A 19146-nucleotide genomic window follows, 5' to 3' on the forward strand; every position below is an offset into this window, starting at 1 on the left:
ATTGAAAAACAACCGCTCTATTTGTTAATCCGCCAAATCCGAAACGATTGCTTTGCCAAACTCCAGAATTCCTTGTGCATTTTTTCCTTGAAAATAGAATGAATTCCGGCCAAGAAAAATAAGGCAAAAAACGAACCATTAAAAATGAAAAACATTCTTACATCACTGCGATGTATTTCCTGATTTTTATAAAAAACCTTATAGAAGGTGATAGCGATCCAACTCAAATCAAGAGCACCTATCGTCCCCAAAAAACGTCCAAGTGCGGTCCCATCACCCCAGCTTTTCGAAGTAACTAACTTCAACCAAAACATTTTCCATTCCCATCTCATTTCTTGCCTACTAGCGGAGGTTGCACCGGACTAACTCCCTATTACCAGCGCCACATACGAGGCGCTGGCATTGATGACACTTAGCCACCGACTAATGAAAAAACTATCGCGGTCGATTCGCATCCTCTTCGTTATGCAAATTATAAACATTGCCTTTTCCATATTGCACTTCTAACTTTACCCGCGCCTCAGCTAGATCTTTTGCAATTACCGTAACGCGTTGACCAGGCACATCCGGATCAGGTAACCAAATTATGGCGTGGTAAAGTTTCTCTTGTGCTTGCATAACCGCTCACCTCATTTGCACGGTGCTAAGCAGATTCCGCTATTGCAGAATTCACCAATCGGACAAGTAACGACCACCACGCTCGACAGCAATAGCCAACAAGTCAATTTTACTTTCATGGGTTTTTAGGTACCCCAGACATGTTGTTGAATATTGCATTGCAATCCAGATCAAAGAATACCTTACCAGTCGTCGGGTTCTGGTAAAAATGCACTTGAAAATTACCAGCAGGACTTTGAAATGTATCGGTTGTATATTTTCCAAAATTAGATTGGATAGCAGGATTAATTAATTGACCAGGACCAAGATTCGGAACTGGTGTCGCACCGTTGATCGCATCTCCCGTCAACTTCCTAGAGGGTATAAATGGCGAATTTGCGGATTCCAGCGTTAATTGATTATCAACTTTCAGGATTTTTATCTTTTTGAACGGATAAAGGCAACAATCGCAAAAACAGAAAAAACAAATGCCATTAATGTTCCATTTAAAAATATGCTCCTCGCATCATTCCACCCAAAAACATAAACACTACGATAGAGAAACACGACCATGTAAGTAATCATTATTTGTATAGCTGCACAACATGTTATCGAAATAAAATATATCGACACAAGGAGTAATAATAGGCGCTTCATTTTTTTATTTGTTTGAGCGAATATAGGCAACAATCGCAAAAATAGAAAAAACAAATGCCATTACAGATCCATATATAAATACTGACCTTACATCTAAAATTGACCATGGATAGTGTCCATCGTAAAAAAATTCTGCTGCTAATGTAATTACCACCTTAATCACAGCACAACACAATATAGACATGATGTATATTTTTATTAGAAAAAAAAGAAGGCGAGCCATCACTTTTTCCCTTCCATATTATTTTTGATGCCATTAATGGCAGCGTTACCAACTTCAGAACCAAATCCTCCAGCCGCAGCGCTTCCAATTGCCGGAAAATTGTTTGATCCGAATAAATTCCATCCAGAAGAGCCTAACCAAGTTCCAGTCGCAGCCCAATTGGATCCATTAATAGTTGGTTTCAAGGAGGAGGTTACGACACCACTAAACCAGTATCCAAGGCCATATCCTGCGGCGGCAGCCGTGCCATTTGCAAAAGCTCCAAAGGCAACACTTTTGTTCTCTCCATTGAAGAAATTATTCATCGCCGTCCCTGCCGCTCCACCAACCGCATTCACCCCAACGTTCCACAAAAGCTTGCCATATGTCCCGGTAAATCCAGTAAGGAAACTTACCCCTACATCTATTGGATTAATCGCCCCACTAGGACTCTGAATATACTGCGCAGTAGCATTGATTCCCGCAGTAATTGCCCCTGCGCCTAACGGCGAAGCCCACGTCCCAGAGCCAAGCGCACCACCTGCGCTAAAAATCGGTACGCCAGAAATATCAAGCAATAAAGAAGGCGCTGCCACCCCCATCCGAAGCAATATTCCGGCTGTAATTGGATCCATCGTTGGTGTGGTTGCGCCGCTACCCCAACCCGGCAAACCATATCGCGCAGTTGTGTTTTCTTGGGCGCTCGGCTGATATAGTCCCAAGCAATTATATGGCGGGGCACATGAAGCAACCTCCTGTTGAGCAAGTTTATTGCGTTGATCAATCATTTGCGTGCCCTGAGTGCAAGCAGCAGCGTTACCCTTTCCACCGTCGCAGGATGCTACTAGTTGATCGAGCTTGTCTTTGTTGGTCTGGTCAAGAACATTCAAGGCAATCACTAGATTGCAAGCCTTGGCGTCGCCCGTATCACACACACTTTGCGCTTGGCTTCTAAGAAGATTCTGTTTTGGTGATAACCAATTGTTCGTCGCCGCGTTCTGCGCAATACTTGCTCCCACGTTGGCATTGAGCGCTGAACCTCCCGTGGCGCCTGCCACCAGCGCACCCACTGCTGTCGACAAGCCAATCACCGTTTGCATCTGACCAGCGTCCAATTTTTCAGGATGAAAGGTCCCGTTCGCGTCATAAGCGCCCGGATACAATTGACGAGTAATTTCTTGCGCAGCGTATTCACCTGCCGCGCCAGCGCCAGCACCTCCCAAGGCACTAGTGCCATTGGCGGCGGCAAGGATACCACCTAGCACGGCATGGGTAAGAACTTGCAGCGTCTGGTTGTCATGGCCAGGTTGCGCGAAATATTCGCCAATTGCCTGTGCCGCATACGGCGCGCTGGCATTGGCTGCAAGCTGACCAATTCCTTCGCCAGCCACGCCGCCAACCAACAATCCCGTTACGACTTTTAAAGCACGGGCGTTATCGCCCGTTGGTCCCCAGCTAGTCGCTGTTGCCTTTGCATCGTTGAATGCCCGTTGCGCGTTGTCACGGTTTTGGGTGGCGAGATCGAGCGCTTGCTGGGCGTTGTCCTTTTGATCTGGCGTACTGTTGTCGAGAGCAGCCTGCGCCTGCGCTAATTTTTCATTGGCGATGTCGAGAGCACCATTCGCTAGATTAGCTTGCTTGGTTGCTACGACAGCCTGATCGTTGGCGATTTGCGCACTGGTCGCAATCACAGTATTAGCGGCGGCCGCCATGGCCTGCTGATTGTTCATCACGTTTTTCAGATCAGGCAAGGGAACAATGGCGGTATTCGCCGTCGCCAGATCGGTATGCGCCCCCAGCCCGGCAGCAGTCGTCATGCTCTGTCCGCCGATCTTGATGTTGCCATCGGTCAGCGTGCCGTACGTAGTGGAGCTGCCACTGCTGCTCTCGAACAACGGGATGCCAGGAGTGACATTCGGATTGCTAGCGCCAGAGCCGGTTTGTGCCGGTGCTTTACCTGAGCTGCTGCCGTCGAGGCTTCCGCTGACGCCACCCGACATGCTCACCGTATCCGCCGAGTAATCCATCTTGTTGGCGATGTTTTCTACCGTGAGGGAATTGGCTGTCAGATCAGACTTGCCGGCATTGGTACTGGCAATCGCGCCGCCCTTCAGGGCCACCGTATCGGCTGTCACATGATAGCCGCCGTTCCCAGCAAACAATCCAGACTGTTGGTTGACCGCATTGCTGCTGCCGTTGGCGGTCGATTGCCCCACGTTGCCCGATGCATCCCACGCCGTGCCGAAGGAAATCTGTACGCGCCCGCCTACGCTGCTTTGTTCATTGTGCTGGGTGGCAGTATCTTGCACCGATGTGATCGCCAGTGCGCCGCCGACATCTGCATTGATCGTATCGGCCTTGACGGTGGCGCCTGTCAACGTTGTATCCCCCTTGGACTTCAAGGTGACGGTGTTGCCGCTCAACTGCGTATTGCTGTTCGTCGTTGCAGTATTGTTGTAGTTGCCGTTTGCCACATTCGCCGTGGCATACGCATACGCGCCGGTGCGCGCACCGACTTCATAACCCACGCCGATTTCTACGCCGGCACTGTGGTTGCTGCCGCTACTGGTAGTCGTACTCTGCCCGGCATCGAGCAGGATATTTCTGGCTGAATCGAGCGTCAATGTCTTACCCGCAGCATCGCCGGCAGCAATATGCGCACCGGTCGCATGGATGTCGCCTTCCGTGCTGGTCAGAGTGACGTTGCCGCCGCCCTGAATGCTGCTGCCCTGGGCCTGACTGTAATTGCTGCGGTCCTGGCTATTGGCCGTCGCAAAACCGACGCCCACTTCAGCTTTGAACAATTCACCGCTCCCGGCTCCGCCCACGGCGGCACTGGCAGCGCTGGCGACTTGATATCCGTTCGATGCCGCTGCCAGGCCTTGCATGGCTTGCAGGCGGCCGTCCGATTTCTTCGCATTCTCCAGATTGTTGCCAAGATCGATCAGCGGCGAGGTGACTCGGGCGAATGCGCCTATTTTCAGGTCGGAGCTGCTCTGGTCGCTATTGCCGGTATTGACGGCTGTGTTGATGTCAATCGATTTGCCGACGATGTTGACGTCCTGAGCTGCCAGCACATTACTGGCTGTTTGCGTGTATTTTTCTCCGGCGCTGAGGCTGACGTTGCCTTGCAAACTGCCGACATTGGAAGCAACCTGGGTGATACTGGTATTGTTGTTTTGGCTCTTGTCGTTACTGTAACCCGCAAAGCGCTCCGTATCCGAAATCACGACCTTGCCGATGGCCTGGCTATTACTCTGGTTCGCGTTCGTCAGCGTATTCTGCCCGCTTTGGATAGTCAGGTTTTTTGCCGCATTGATGCTCAGATCGCTGGTGGCCACCAGATTGGCTGCGGTCAGATTGATGTCGCCGTCTGTCGTCGCCAGCATGGCCTTGCCGCCTGCCGAGAGCGTGGTGCCCGTGACGGTGTCGGTGCTGCCGTTGCCATTGCCTTTGCTGTTAAATACCCCAACCGGCATATTGCCGCGGTTATCCGTGCTCCAGCCCTTGGCGGCATTGGTTTGTCCTTGCGTCTCGAAGCTGTGCGCCACATCCAGGTTGATATTGTCTTTGGCAATCAGCGTGGCATCGCCGCCGGAGCTCATCGCTGCGCCCTGACTCGTGATGCTGCCGCCGGTGGCCAATACCGTCAGGTTCTTACCCGCCGTGAGCGAGCTGACCTGGGCGATGCTGGTCGCATGATCCTGTGTGCCACTGCTACTGTTCGATCCGGCCTGAAACACCACCGGCGTACTCGCTGCCAGCGTGCCGTCGCCTATCGCATCGCCATATTTAGTGCTCTTGCCCAAAAAGCTGGTGCTCGGATTGCCGCTGGCGCTTTGCTGATAGGCGCTCTTGAAGGCCGCGACAGGGTTGAGCGTCAATCCTACCGATAGGCCGCTGGAGCTCGATTGCTGGCTGCTGTGCTCCACGCTGGTGTTCTGCGCGGCGGAGAGATCCACATTCTTACCGATCAATGTGAGATTTTGGCCGGCGCTGATATCCGAGGCCACCACGCTCAAGTCCTGTCCCGCCTGAATCCGCGTATTGCCATTGATCGAGGTAATGCTCGAACCTTGTTGCATGACCGTCGCTACACTCTCCTCGCTACTACCACTGGATTTACCATAGCCGACGCTGGCAACACCAGCCGAGAATCCCGCCGTGAAACCGGATTTTTTCTGCTCGTGGCTGACATCCGTCTGACTGGTATCTTGTACCGACACGATGGCGACCTTGCCGTTGGTGGCCGCCAGCGACACATCGTTGATACCGATGACATTGCTGCCGCGCACCGTCAGATCATTGGCTGCCGTGATGCTCACCTGATTCCCTGCCACGGTGCTGCCCTGGGCCACGTCGCCCGTCATGGTGCGCACGTCATGGCTGCTGCTGCTCGACATAAAGCCTTTGTGGCTGCTCTTGTCCTCCTGGCTGAAATCGTTGTGCAGCATGGCCTCGCCCACGGTCACGTTGCCGGTCGACCCCAGGATGGCATTGCCCTTGCCGTCGGCATTGTTGCCGCCACTGATGGCGCTGGCCGTCACCGTGAGATCTTTCGCCGGTGCGCCTTTGACCAATACCGCATTGCCGAAGGCATCTTGCTGTGCGCCAGCCAGCACCGTCGCGTTGCCGCCGGCCGTTAAAGTACTGCCAACTGCCGCCTGGTTATGCTGGTCAATGACTTGCGAGCCATCCTTGCTGCTGCCGTCGGTATGGTAGCTGCTGCTGTCGGTGGCGTTTTTAATGGTCAGATTCCCACCTGCTGCGACCAGCATGTCCTTGCCTGAGGACAGGTTACTGCCGGTGACAGTAAGATCGCCCCCACTCATCACGCCAAGACTGCCGCCTGCGGCCACTGTGCTACCGACTGCATGGGTGGACTGCATATCGGTATGGGTGTTACCGGCCGGCGTCACATAATGCGATCCCGTCGACACCGTTTCCACATTGATGGCGTTACCGGCGATCAGCGCCGCATTGCCGCCGGCACTGACTTGCGCGCCCTGCAAGGTCAGGTTCTGCCCGGCAGACATGATCAGATTATTCGTCGCAGCAATCGTCCCCACAGCACCGACAGCGGTGATGGCGGACATGTTGTTGCCGAAGTTGGTGATCGCGGTATTCGTCGTCGACTGATCGAGAATATTATTGCCGGCAAACAGACCAACATTGCCACCGGAGATCGTGCCGCCAATATTGCTGATGTCATGATCGGCGGCCAGTGCCAGCTGCTTCGTCGCCGAGTAAGTACCGCCATTGTTGGTAATATCCGTGCCCTTGATACTCACCGAGTCGCCGGCAATCAATGCGCCCGTCGGCGATAAATCCATGTTCTTGGCCAGATACACCTGCGGCACCAGGACCGTTTGCTGGCTGCCGTCCGGCAGGGTCACGATTTGACTGACCAGCCAGACGATGTCGGTGGTCAGCGCCGCCATCTGCGCGTCACTGAGCGCCATACCGGGGACCATATTGAATTGCTTGGCGTACTGCACGCCGCTGGTCATCAACGATTTATATTCATCTTCCGCACTGGCGTAACCATGCAGATAGCGCATGCCGGTCAGGTTGGTGACCTGGTCCGTGACCAGTTTTTCTTCATAGAAGCCGTCACCTAATCTCTTTTGCGTCGCTGCCGGATTGATGTCCAAAAGGTTCAGCATGTAGTCGCTGGAAATGAAATTTCCGTATTGCGTAAAGCGTGGATCGGTTTCGACCAGATATGGCTGATTCGCCTTCGGCTTGATCTGGTACAAGCCATTCGTCGGCAGCACCGTATTGACTGCACCAGCGCGCGCACCGTCCACGACACGCGCAGCACCTGGCGTGGAGGTACTGCCACCGTTGGCGACCGTCGACACGCCACCCACCGCTGCCTGGCTTCCTGCCGGTACACCGCTGATGGTGTTATTGGTGGCCAGGGCCAACGGTGCAATACCGTCACCCAAGCCCAGCGAGGCGGCGCTCTGGCCTACCGGCCGGTTCGATACGCCCACGCTGGTATTGCTGATTTGACCGCCTGTGATCGACACGGCCTGATTACTGGTGATCGTGCCGCCGGCGACGCCGATGTTTTGCGTGATTGGCGTGTTGCTCCAGGATGTCCATTGCACCGGCGTCGAGCCATCCATATTGGCGCTACCGAATCCGCTCTGATTGTTCGAGGTATAGGTGCGCGTCAACTGGGTGGCGGTATTGACGATTTTACTGTTGTTGCTGCCGTCTGCTGAGGCGACGCCGTCAATCGTCAGGTTGCCGCCGGCGGCGATTTGTCCATTGTTATTGTTGAGCTGCGTGCCAACGGCGATATGCATGTCGCCGCCGGAGGTAATCTTGGCCGGCGCACCGGAAGTCGATGCCAGTTGCGTTTCGGTGACGACTTGATGCGCAATGCGCTGCACCTCAACCGGATAGCTGCCGGGGTAATCGGCCTGACTGCGGAAGGTGCCACTCCAGATCGTCGTGTTCGGCGTGGTGTAGTCCTTATCGGTTTCCAGGCGCACGCAATTGGTCGTGCAACCGCCATATTGATTCGAGTAGGTGATCGAGCTGACCGTATTCTGAATCACGTCATTGCTGTGTTCCGACCAGGCATTGCCGTTGGCGACCTTATCCGGATTGGTTTGATTATCCAGACGTGCCGTGACATAAATGGTCTGGGTACCCGCAGTCGGCGCGACACGCGACTGGCCACCGTACAGGATATTAGCTCCACCATTGGGCAAGGGATACGTCAAATCGCTTTGCAGCCATTCAAAGGCGGAATCGGTCGGCGCCAGTTTCACGACCACCTTATAGATCAGGTAGCCATCGGGCGTGACGACCGGTGTGCTGGAGATGATCTGCGACGGATCCAGATAATAGGCATCCTGAATCCGTGTATTGGCATTCTTTAAAGGATTGCCGCCGCCAAACGACGGCGATGGACGCATGGAAGACCACCAGGACGGCATGGTCATGGTCGTGTTGGTATCCGAGATGGTCACCGTGTTGGTCGTCACATTCTGCCGCACGTTGTTGATCTGGTTCGCGGCGACATTCAAGGTGCCATCGGCTTCGATGGTCGACGACATATTATTGATGGTGCCGGTCTGGTTGAACAAGTAGCCATTGGCATCTTTGGCCCCGTTAGCGGCCATGTTCAAATCGCCCAGACTATAGAGCGTCGCGCCATTCTGATTGTTGACCGTGCCCGTCACCCACAGATTGACCTGGTTGACGCCGGCGATGATCGCCGCGGCGCCGTCATTGGTCAACGTCGCGGCATTGGCGGTGACGGTATTGCCGATCAGCGTCCCGGTGTTGGTCAACAGGTTGCTGGTGGTATTGACATTATTGCCCTCGATACGACCCGCGTTCGTGATGTTGCCGGATCCGGCATTGACGGTGGTGGTGCCAGTCGTGGTATCACCCGGATTGCCGGAGGCGATGTCCGCACCGGCCTGGTTGACCACATTGGCGGCGTTGACGGTGATATTTCCCGCTGCGGCCAGCGTTGCCGTGTTGGTTAATGTGCCGGTGGTCGAGAAGGTCAGATTGCGGTTCGCCGTGATCTGGTTGCCAGCATCGTAGGTATAGTTACCCTGCAGGCTGACATTACCGTCGCGGCCGGCGACGATCTTGCCGTCACCGACCAAGGCATTGGCGGTCAGGCTCAAATCGACATCGCTGCCCACCGACCCATTGGTATTCGTCAACGTGCCGGTGGCAATGGTAACCCCGCCGCCACTACCGGCCGGATTCGCAATGGAGCCGCTGCTATTGTCGATACTGGAAGTCGTTAGGGCGACGCTGCCGCCGCTGATGCCGCCGCCGACGTTGGTCAGCGTTGCGCCCGGCTGATTCATTGTCAGCGCGCCGGTTGCGAGCAATTGGCCGGCGGTGTTGTCGACACTGCTTGTTGTATTCAGATTTAACGCGCCGCCGGCGACGATATGACCGCCTTGTGTGTTAGACAGCGTCGGCGTCGCAATCGTAACGTCACCGGCGCCGCCTATCAGGCCAGCGCCGGTCACGCCGGACGGGTCAGCATTGGTAATGCTGCTCGTGCCGGAAATCGTCGTCAGGCCGGTGCCGACATTGATGATCTTGCCGTTCGTGTTGTCGACCGTACTACCCGACACCTGCAGCTGATTCGCGCTGCCCAGCGATTCGATCTTGCCGCCGATGTTGGTCAATGCGCCTTGGGCCGTGGTGAACACGTTGACCATACCCTCCATCGCACCGTTCGTATTGTCCAACGTGCTACCCGATGACACTGATAAATTACCGAGCGCTCCGATGGCGCCAGCGACATTGCTGATGCTGCCGGCGGCTGCCGAAACCGCACCCTTGCCGCTGATGCTACCCGCGTCGTTGGCTAACGCCTGGGCGACATTCACCGCAATCGCGCCTGTGCCGAGATTTTGGATTTTACCGGCAGCGTTGTTGAGCGATTGCGCGTTGACGGTCGCCCCAGCCGTCGCACCTTCGATGGTGCCACCCTGGTTATTGACTTGCCCGGCGGTTGCATTGACGGCCACCGCCGCACCGCCGATATAGCCGCCCTGGCTGTTGTCGATAGTGGACGTACTGGTGACGGACTCGTTGCCCACCGCCGTCAGCTTGCCGCCCTGGTTCACGATGGAACTGGCCGTGATTGTTCCCGCGCCATTGGTGCCCAGCACACCGCCGTTGTTGGACAGCGCCCCGGTTTGGATGGTCAGCGCACCTGTTCCCATATGAGCAACAGAACCGCCGTTGTTATTCAAGGTGGCCGGCGCCAGTGTCAAGTTGCGAGCCAATACGCCGATCATGCCGTTGCTGTTGTCGAGCAGCTGCGACACATTGATCGTGGCCGTGCCGTTGGCATTGTTCTGGATGATTTGACCGCCAGCGTTTTTAAGGTTGCTGGCCTCCAGGTCAATGGTGCCCGCCCCCAGCACGCCGCCGCTGTTGTCGAGGGTGGTCGCCGTCACCGTTGCGCTACTTGGGTTCGTCGTGGATCCGGCCTGGATCTTGCCGCCGCTATTGGTCAGCTGCGAGCCGGCATTGACCGTTAAGGCGCCATTCGATGCCAGGTTGCCGCCGTTGTTATTCAAAGATGCCGCTGTCAAATTGAGCGTCTGTTGCGCGGTGATGCTGCCGCTATTGGTCGCCGCACCAGCTGTGATGCTGGCAGCACCGTTGGTTGCTATTGCCCCCAGCTGATTCGACAGCGCCCCTGTGTGGATATTCAACGTACCGGCGGCGGCCTGGTTGATCGTGCCGCTGTCATTCGTCAGCGAACCGGAGGTGACCGTCAGGTCATTGGCGTTGCTCTGTATCTTGCCTTGCGCGTTATTGAGCAACCCTGTGGCTTGCACCGTCATCGCCGCTGTGCCGCTCTGCGAAATCAAGCCGGATTGGTTGACGATGTCGTGCGCCTGCAGATTGACCTGGCTCGCCGCAATCGTGCCGCCGTTGTCGGTCAGCGTCGATCCCGCAGAGCCGGTGAGAAGGCCGCCGGCCGCCAGGGTGCCGGAGGAATTGTCCAGCGCCTGCGCAGTGGTGACGGAGAGGTTTTGTGCAGCAGAAATCGCGCTGCTGTTGGTCAGCGATCCCGCCGACACATTCACGTTGCCGTTGCCGCCGATGACGCCAGCCGCCGCGTTGGTGAGCTGGCCGCCAGTCGTGATCGTCAAACCGTCGGCATTCAGAGATTTGACGCTGCCCGATGTGTTGTCGATATTGGCGCCGGCCAGAGAGAGGGCGCCGCCGGATTGCAGCGTGCCCTGGTTGTTGGACACATTGCCCGAGGCGTTGATATTTTCTGCGCCTACCGCCGTGATCTTGCCGCCTTGATTGTTCAAGCTCGATGCGGAAATAGCCAGCTGTCCGTTACTGCCGATCACGCCTTGCGCATTGCTGATCGCACCGCTTTGAATGAAGGCGCTGCCCGATCCTGCATGATCGATTTGCCCGCTATTATTGTTGATGCTGCCCGACTGGGTTATCAGATTCTGGGCATTCGTGGTCAGCGATCCTGCGCCATTATTGAACAGGCCGCTGGTCACGATGCGCGTATCGCCCGTACCTGACTGGATCAGCTTGCCGCCGACGTTCGACAGGCTGGCGGAATTGCTGGTCAATTGCGCCGCATTGATGCTGCCTTGATCGTTCGTGATCGCACCAGTGGCGCTGAGAGCGGCACCGCCGCCCGCTTGCAAGCTGCCGCCAGTCTGATCGATGTCCCCGGCGCGGGCAGTGAGCACGATATTACCGACAGCGCTGGTCTGCGCATGGGCCAGGTTCAGACTCGCCCCGTTGATCGCAATATTCGATCCCGCCATATTCTGACCGGTCGCGCTCACGCCGCCGGACGCGATCAGGTTCAAATTGCCGGCTTGTGTGGCGTGGCTGGAAGCGTCGATGCCGGCCCCCAGCACGCCGGTTGAATTGATGCTGCCGGAGAAGAGCGTTAAATCATTTTGTGCGGAGAGGACGCCGCTGTTGCTGATCTGCCCGTCGGAGGACAGCTGTGCAGAAGTCTGTGCGTAGAGCGTGCCGCTGTTGATCAATCCGTCGGTGGCGTTGATGTTGACGTGACCGGTTGCCGTTGTACGGCCTCCCAACGTGACCACGCCTTTGCTGTCGACGTCGATGTCGCCGGCCGTCGCGCTGATGCCGGCATAACTCCTGACGCCAACGCCTGCCTCGGTGCTGATCAGGTGGATACGATTGGCAAACATACCGCCGAGCGCCGAACTGTCAATCGCCACTGCGGGCACGCCGCCCTCGCCAGCGATGACCTGAACGCCCCGATCAGCATAGCCAATCAGATTTGCACCAGCGATCACGTTTAGGCTGGAATTTCCCAGCAGTTGGCCGTTCACCGCCACCGAGCGCGCAAACAGATCCAGCGCATCGAGGTTACTGCCGTTGAGGCCGCCAGGACCGATCTGGATGTCGCCGCGTGTGACCCGGAGCGATTGCAGGCCGCCATCGGGGCCAATCACCGGGGTGCCGGTCGTCAGCGTCGCTCTGCTGGTGTTCAGGAAGGAGGCGGCGCCGCCAGCGCCGCCGACATAGATGCCGTTGGGATTGGCAATCACCACTTCCGCACGCTGGCCAGCGACTTCAATCGTGCCGCTCAGGGTGCTGCGCCCGATTCCGGTCACCTCATTCAAAATAATGTTCGCCGCATGGCCTGGCGTGATATTGGCGTTTCCTGGTACCCAGCCGCCGGTCTGGCTCAGGACGCTCACGGGAGAATTATTAAGTATCACACCGTTGGTCACATTGAACGTCGAAAATTGATTGTGGCTCAGGCCAGTGCTGGAGGGAGTCGCGATATTGACCAGCGGCACGCCATTCGGCGCGCTGGTAACAGTCGGTTTCCGGTTACTTGCCGCATTGGGGTCCGCCGCGATTTGCGCCGACACGAAGGTCACGCCGCCGAACAACGCCGCCACTGCGACGGCCAAATGCGCGAAACGCAGTAGCGGCGAACGGCTCGTCGTGGCTACGTTCCCCAGTTGGCTGCCGCTGCCCTTGGTTTGATTGGAAATATTCTCGGCCACAACGACCAGGGCGTTACGTGTCTTGCTGAAAATGACGCGGAAATTTTGCTTGTTCATCTTACTTTTCCAATGCAGATAATTTGAATCCGTCGCATTTAATATTGATAGGCTAGGCTGAAGCCGACAGCAGGCATGGCGGTATTGAAGCCTTGCGGCTTATAAAGCGCCCAGCTGGAAAACACGTCGTAGGTCAAACCATAAAAACCGCCGCGCAGGCCAAGGGCAGCGCCGGCCAGCTTATTGCCGAGCAAACCAGAATTGCCCGCTCTATCGGCTGTCTGCGGCCAGCCGGCTACGCTAGGACCGTAGACTTGTCCATAGTCGAGGCCGACATAGGCCGATTGGCCGCTATTGGCAATCGGCAGATTCAGTTCGTTGCGCAAGTAAAATCCGCGTTCAGCGGCCAGGGTCAGCTCCCCATCGAAACCGCGCACCGTGTAGCGGTTGCCGATGCTGAATTGATCCGCCAGGATCAGCTGCGAACGCGATGCTTGGCCGTGCAGCGTGCCGATGTAGGTCACCGGCTGTTCGGCGATCTTGAACGGTACGCTCAAGGTGGCATCGATAGTCTGCAGGGTGTAGTGCAGGTTGTTCGTAGTGGGATCTTCCTGGCCATTTCTCCGCAGATAGGTTTGACCATGAAACCAATTGACGCCCCACCTGTTTGCAACAGACAGATCCAGTTGCGCGCTGCCGAAGTAGTGGGTGTGCACCCAGGCCAGCTCAGCGTAAGTGGTATCGCGGTTTTGCAACTGGATTTCGGCGTCATCCACATAGGAATGGCTCCAGCGCTTGCCGACTTTGAATTGCCAGCTGTTCTTTTGCTCCTGGTCACGCTGGAACAGTTGCGAAATTTTGAGTTCCAGGTTGCGTGACTTGCCATGCGAAATAGATGAGTTACTCGCTTGCGCCACCGCTTGATGATAATCGTAGGTGCTGCCAGAGACCGCGAAATTCCAGTATCCGAAAGGGATAGCGTAGTAAATATTATTGCCGGTGGTGCCGCGCTGGCCGGCCTTGCGGTCGGCATCGGTGCTCAGGCCAATGTTGAACATGTCGTTCAAGCCGAGCGGGTTATCCATGGCGAAATTCAATCCGGCTTGCAGCTTGCCGGTTCCCTTGGCGCCGCTGTCGTCCAGCGTGCCGGTCAGCTTCCACAGCTTGCTGCGTTTCACAGAGATCACCACATCGCTTTCGCCAGGTGTGTCTCCAGGCACGATCTGCATGTCCACGTCCTGGCTGGGAACGCGTTTCATCTGTTCCAGCCCTTGCTCCAGGTCGCGCAGATTGAGCAGCTTGCCGGGGCCGGTCGGAAAAGCGGTTTTCCAGGTGCCGTAGAGGCTCGGGTCGCTGAAGCGAATCGCATGGATCACACCGGGGATCAGCGTCAATGTGAGGGTGCCGGCAGCAATGTCTTGTCCAGGAATGCCGACACGCGTGGTGCTGTAGCCGCGCTCTAAAATCCGGTTGGTCAGGCGCTTGACGATCAGGTTCAGGCCGTTTTTTCCAATGCAGGCGCCATCGTAACGACGCAAGTAATCTTGCGCGAATCGGAAATGATCAAACGGCAGATCGCTGGTGCCGACTGCGCGCACCGCGGGCGAGAGTTGCGCAGGCACGTCCAGGACGAATTGATGAATCGTGAAACAAGGAGATTCAGCCGGCAACGCCAGGCTGTCTATTTCTTCCGCTGGCGCAGCACCCTGCAAATTGACGTTCGGCGCCTGCAGCTGGCGCTGCCGCTCTTGCGCTTCGGCCTGGCTGCGGCGACGCTGTTCTTCGCTGTCCGACGTTTGCACAGATTGCGCATGCGCGACGGACATGGCGCCAGCCAATAGCAAAACCGGGCTCATGCTTTTGACATAGCCCAGCAGATTCCCTTTACGAAAGCGTTTCCCCATTTTCACTGCTGCCTTATTTTTCTTGCTATCAGGGAAGCAGTGTAATCAGATACCTAATTGTTAAGGTTTGTCATATTGTTAAATTCATACTGGATTTTGCAATGGTTCACATACCGTAGTTAATCAGCATCGAAAATCCAGGTGCCAACACATGCGATCTGGTATTTATGGAGAGGAGAATTTAGTTGGCGCCATGCCAATGACAAGCTCTCAAACGAGAACTGGCAAAACCGTCGATCGCTTTGCGTTACTTTATGGTTGCCCGCAACAAATTAAGCCTATATGACCTGCAGAAAAATTCCAGCAATAACGCTACTTTAGCAAGCATCCGCGCAATCATCTCAGATAACCCGTTGCGAATGCCCCCCATACATCTGTCGTTTTCGAAAATCGTCTTTACCCCGCATGTCCGCTCCAGAGCAACCAAGGCTCGAATTTCACCGCGCGCACTTTACATTTCTTGCCTTCACTCATGCACCGTCATCCTTTCATAGACAACATCTTAAATTGCCCCGCATTCACGGTCTAAAAAACGAGGCGTCCCTATAATGAGCTCGTGGCAAACCGGCCCAGCGGCCAAGAAAATCTCTGCTTATCTTAAGGAAAACGAATATGAAAATTTTGAAATTTTTTCTGATTTGTATATTGGCCCACATTCAGATGGCTTCCGCGCAGCATAGCAATGATCCTCAAACCAACAACGAATGGAGCTTTGACGAACAAGACGCCGTCCCCGATAACATCCCTCCGCCCGAGGGAATAGCGGATGCAAATCGCCCTGTCGTGGGCGTTAAAAAAGTTCTGGTGGCGGTAGTCAATTGGGAGGGCGAAAATACGTTGGACAAATCGCTCATTGAACGACACACCCTTTCCACGGATCCCGACTCCTTGCGTTCCTACATACTTGCCGCTTCAAAGGGAAAACTGACCCTGGACGGCAGTGTCATTGCCTTCACATCAGGCCCTCGCCCAGAACTATGCAAGAGCGGCAGTCCTATGCCACTCTCGCTAGCAACACAAGAGGGAGCGAAAGCGGCCGCGGCGCAAGGACTTGATCCGGCAAACTTCGATTTTCTGATCAACATAATTAGTTGTGGTGGATACGGCAGCGCGTACGTGCCAGGAAGAATTATCGGGGTGTATGGTCCGACGAAAAGCCCGCATGTGTATAAACATGAGTTCGGCCACAATCTGGGATATCAGCATGGAAAGACTTATGTCCGATGCCAGAAAAGTGGTGATACGGTGACGGCACCGGCCGGATGCACCACAGTCCAATACGGCGATACCGGCGACACCCTATCCGGTGGGGGAACACTCTATCCAGCCTTCAACAGATGGTACTCCGGCTGGCTTGATCCATCTCAAGCCAAGACCATAAACGTCTCCGGACTTTATCATCTCGGCGTACTGGGCGGATCCGAAACCCAGCTTTACCTGATTGAACGTCCCGGTAGTCCGTCCGGAGCATTAAATTACATGTCACTTGAGTATCGTCAACCAACCATCTTTGATAATTTCCCTCCTACCGATAATAGAGTTACCGGCATATGGGTCAGATTTAGCACAAAGGCTTCGAGCAATAGCAACATTATCAACACACAACTCGACAGCACGCCGGAAACATCCTCGGGAGCCGATCCAACATTGCAGCCAGGTCGGACTCTGATCGATGACGAAGCAGGAATCAAAGTCAAAGTGTGCACAACAAATCACACAGGCGCGACATTTGCCGTCGCAGTTCGCGGTGAGACATTGCCCAGTTGCACCCCGACCACCGATCCCGCCAGTACCGCATTACCCTTTTGAACCAACCGAGGTGATGCTGACATCACCCCGGAGCGGGGATAACTTCTGACGGCATTTCTGGAGATGCCCAAACACCTGTTTTGCTTGTGCGAATCCACATCATTACAATTTCTCTGGACGAAAAAAAACCTCCCGGTCCTTTACGGAACCGGGAGGCGTCACTTGAACATTTTTCCTTGATAATCAATCGATTAAAAAAAGAAGAGTTCGATTTATTTTTCAAAAAATCATTGTCCGATTTAGAACGGAATATCGTCATCCATATCCGAGAAATTCGGCGCCGGACGCGAAGCAGGCGCCGGACGGGACGCCGCCGCTGCCGGTGCGCTGCCGGTGTTCTGGCGTGCCGGCGGCGCGCTGTTGTAGCCGCCGTCATCCATGGGCGCGCTGCCGCCCTGGCCTTGGCGGCTGCCGAGCATCTGCATGGTGTCGGCGATGATTTCAGTGGTGTAGCGCTCGGCGCCGTCCTTGTCTTGCCATTTGCGGGTCTGCAGACGGCCTTCGACGTAGATCTGCGAGCCCTTCTTCAGGTACTGGCCGGCGATTTCCGCCAGCTTGCGGTAGAAGGTGATGCGGTGCCACTCGGTTAATTCTTTTTTCTCGCCGCTGTTCTTGTCTTTCCAGCTTTCCGTGGTGGCAACGGCAATGTTGGTGACTGCTTCACCGTTTGGCATGTAGCGCGTTTCCGGGTCGCGGCCGAGATTGCCGACGATGATGACTTTATTGACCGATGCCATGTTTCTCTCCTGATTACGAATATCTTGATAAATGCGTTGAACAATGCCTTGAAATCTATGCTGCCGCTGAAACGGCCGCCTGGCTGCGGCGTGGCAAATTTTTCATGCTGGATGCGATTATAAGCCAGCACAGGGTCGCGACCCCTCCTAAAATGAAGATAGAAGGCGCTCCGGCATGCTGTTTAAGCAAACCGCCAATGGCGCCGCCGGCGAACAGGCCCAGCGCCTGCATGGTGTTATAGACGCCGAGAGCGGCGCCTTTGGCGGCCGGCGGCGCTATGCGCGACACCAGCGACGGCTGGCTGGCCTCCAGTACGTTGAAGGCAATGAAAAAGCCCAGCAGCAGCACAACCAGCCACTGCCAGCGAATAGTTTCCATCGAGAATGTTGCCAGCAAGCCGAGTTGCACTATGAACAACAGGGCCACCGCCGCCACCATCACCTGCTTCATCTTGCCCTGCTTCTCGCCGGCAAACACCGGCGGCAGCATCAGGACGAACGACGCCAGCACCACCGGCAGATAAATCTTCCAGTGCGCAGCCACCGGCAGGTCGGCGTATTTGACCAGCGCCGCCGGCATCACCACGAACATGGCCATCTGCGTCATGTGCAGGGCAAATACGCCATAGTTGAGACGCATCAGTTCGCCGTTGCGCAGGATTTCCGTCCAGGCCACGCGCCTGGCCTTGACCAGCGGCACGCTCGGCACCAGCCACAGCACCACGCCTATGGCCGCCAGCGACAGCACGCCGGTCATGGCGAAGATGCCGCCCATGCCTATCCATTCATACAGCAGCGGCGAAATGATCAGCGACAAGGCGAAGGTCAGGCCGATCGACCCGCCCACCAGGGCCATGGCCTTGGTGCGGTGCTCTTCACGGGTGGAATCGGCGATGAAGGCGGTCACCGCCGCCGAGATCGCACCGGCGCCCTGTATCGCGCGGCCGATGATGACCCAGTAGATATTGCCGGCGGCGGCGGCAATGAAAGATCCCAGCGCAAACAAGATCAGGCCGATGACGATGATTTTCTTGCGGCCGTATTTATCCGAGGCGACGCCGAACGGGATTTGTCCGAACGACTGCGCCAAGCCGTAGATCCCCATCGCCAGGCCGACCAGCGCCGCGCTGTCGCCGCCGGGCAGAGTCTTGGCGTGCACCGAAAAGACCGGCAGGATCAGGAACAGGCCGAGCATGCGCAAGGCAAAGATCGAGGCCAGCGAAGCGCTCGCCTTGACTTCGGCGCGGCTCATGCCGCTGCTGACGTCGCTGTCGGGAAGGGAGGACGGATTATTCATGTTGAGCAATTACCAGAGGACGGCGCTGAGGCGGCGCCAGGACGAAGATCCAAACCCAATATAGTAGCAGGGAATGGAATGGCCACGACCCGTCGGGATTGCCGGATCGCTGATTGCGCCGTGCTGCTTGATGTTTTGCTACGACCTTGCGGGCGGCAAAACACGGCCTCCGCCAGCAATAAACCCGGCGCTAACATTTGCTTACAAATATTAGACAGATCTGTTCAAATATTTCCCAAAAGCATGACCCCTTTTCCCATCTCGATTGGCATAACAAGTAGGACTCCATAAGAGCCAGTACGGTGTTGTTCATCCTCAAGAGGGAAATCCCATGATTTTCACGCAACGATGCATCTCCCTATGCCCTCCATCGCCATCAGCGCGCGGCCAGCTTCGCCCTGCG

The 19146-nt window shown here is 55.8% G+C and carries 6 protein-coding genes; 1 reads left to right on the forward strand and 5 read right to left on the reverse strand.

The annotated features are described in order from the left end of the window. Positions 1–17: 17 nt before the first annotated feature. The 3 genes from KHU30_RS12235 to KHU30_RS12245 form a co-directional block, all read right to left on the reverse strand. Entirely contained in the window at positions 18–314 is a 297-nt protein-coding gene (locus KHU30_RS12235) for a hypothetical protein (RefSeq protein ID WP_211442929.1), read from the reverse strand. 1162 nt (positions 315–1476) lie between these two features. Next, positions 1477–13056 (reverse strand): hemagglutinin repeat-containing protein, encoded by an 11580-nt coding sequence (locus tag KHU30_RS12240; protein ID WP_211442930.1) that lies wholly within the window; start codon positions 13054–13056, stop codon positions 1477–1479. Between the two features lie 38 nt (positions 13057–13094). Beyond that, positions 13095–14900, reverse strand: coding sequence for a ShlB/FhaC/HecB family hemolysin secretion/activation protein (locus KHU30_RS12245; RefSeq protein WP_211442931.1), 1806 nt, complete (start codon positions 14898–14900; stop codon positions 13095–13097). 612 nt (positions 14901–15512) lie between these two features. Here KHU30_RS12245 and KHU30_RS12250 point away from each other — a divergent pair. Next, the gene (locus KHU30_RS12250) at positions 15513–16709 is read left to right on the forward strand and encodes a hypothetical protein (RefSeq protein ID WP_211442932.1); all 1197 of its coding nucleotides are present in this window, start codon (positions 15513–15515) and stop codon (positions 16707–16709) included. Positions 16710–16948: 239 nt separating this feature from the next. Here KHU30_RS12250 and ssb read toward each other — a convergent pair whose 3' ends face one another. Then, positions 16949–17446 carry a single-stranded DNA-binding protein gene (ssb, locus tag KHU30_RS12255; protein WP_211442933.1) on the reverse strand — a complete coding sequence of 166 codons (498 nt, stop codon included), beginning with the start codon at positions 17444–17446 and terminating at the stop codon, positions 16949–16951. Between the two features lie 55 nt (positions 17447–17501). Then, on the reverse strand, positions 17502–18698 hold the full coding sequence (locus tag KHU30_RS12260) for an MFS transporter (RefSeq protein WP_211443236.1): 1197 nt from the start codon (positions 18696–18698) through the stop codon (positions 17502–17504). Positions 18699–19146 lie beyond the last annotated feature (448 nt).

The organism is Collimonas humicola, assembly GCF_018304945.1.
Taxonomy (GTDB): Bacteria; Pseudomonadota; Gammaproteobacteria; order Burkholderiales; family Burkholderiaceae_D; genus Collimonas; species Collimonas humicola.

What these genes read in the sequence shown, in the direction of transcription:
- ssb (WP_211442933.1), bottom strand. Translation starts at nt 17,446, where the DNA reads ATGGCATCGGTCAATAAAGTCATCATCGTCGGCAATCTCGGCCGCGAC.
- KHU30_RS12235 (WP_211442929.1), bottom strand. Translation starts at nt 314, where the DNA reads ATGTTTTGGTTGAAGTTAGTTACTTCGAAAAGCTGGGGTGATGGGACC.
- KHU30_RS12250 (WP_211442932.1), top strand. Translation starts at nt 15,513, where the DNA reads ATGAAAATTTTGAAATTTTTTCTGATTTGTATATTGGCCCACATTCAG.
- KHU30_RS12240 (WP_211442930.1), bottom strand. Translation starts at nt 13,056, where the DNA reads ATGAACAAGCAAAATTTCCGCGTCATTTTCAGCAAGACACGTAACGCC.
- KHU30_RS12260 (WP_211443236.1), bottom strand. Translation starts at nt 18,698, where the DNA reads ATGAGCCGCGCCGAAGTCAAGGCGAGCGCTTCGCTGGCCTCGATCTTT.
- KHU30_RS12245 (WP_211442931.1), bottom strand. Translation starts at nt 14,900, where the DNA reads ATGGGGAAACGCTTTCGTAAAGGGAATCTGCTGGGCTATGTCAAAAGC.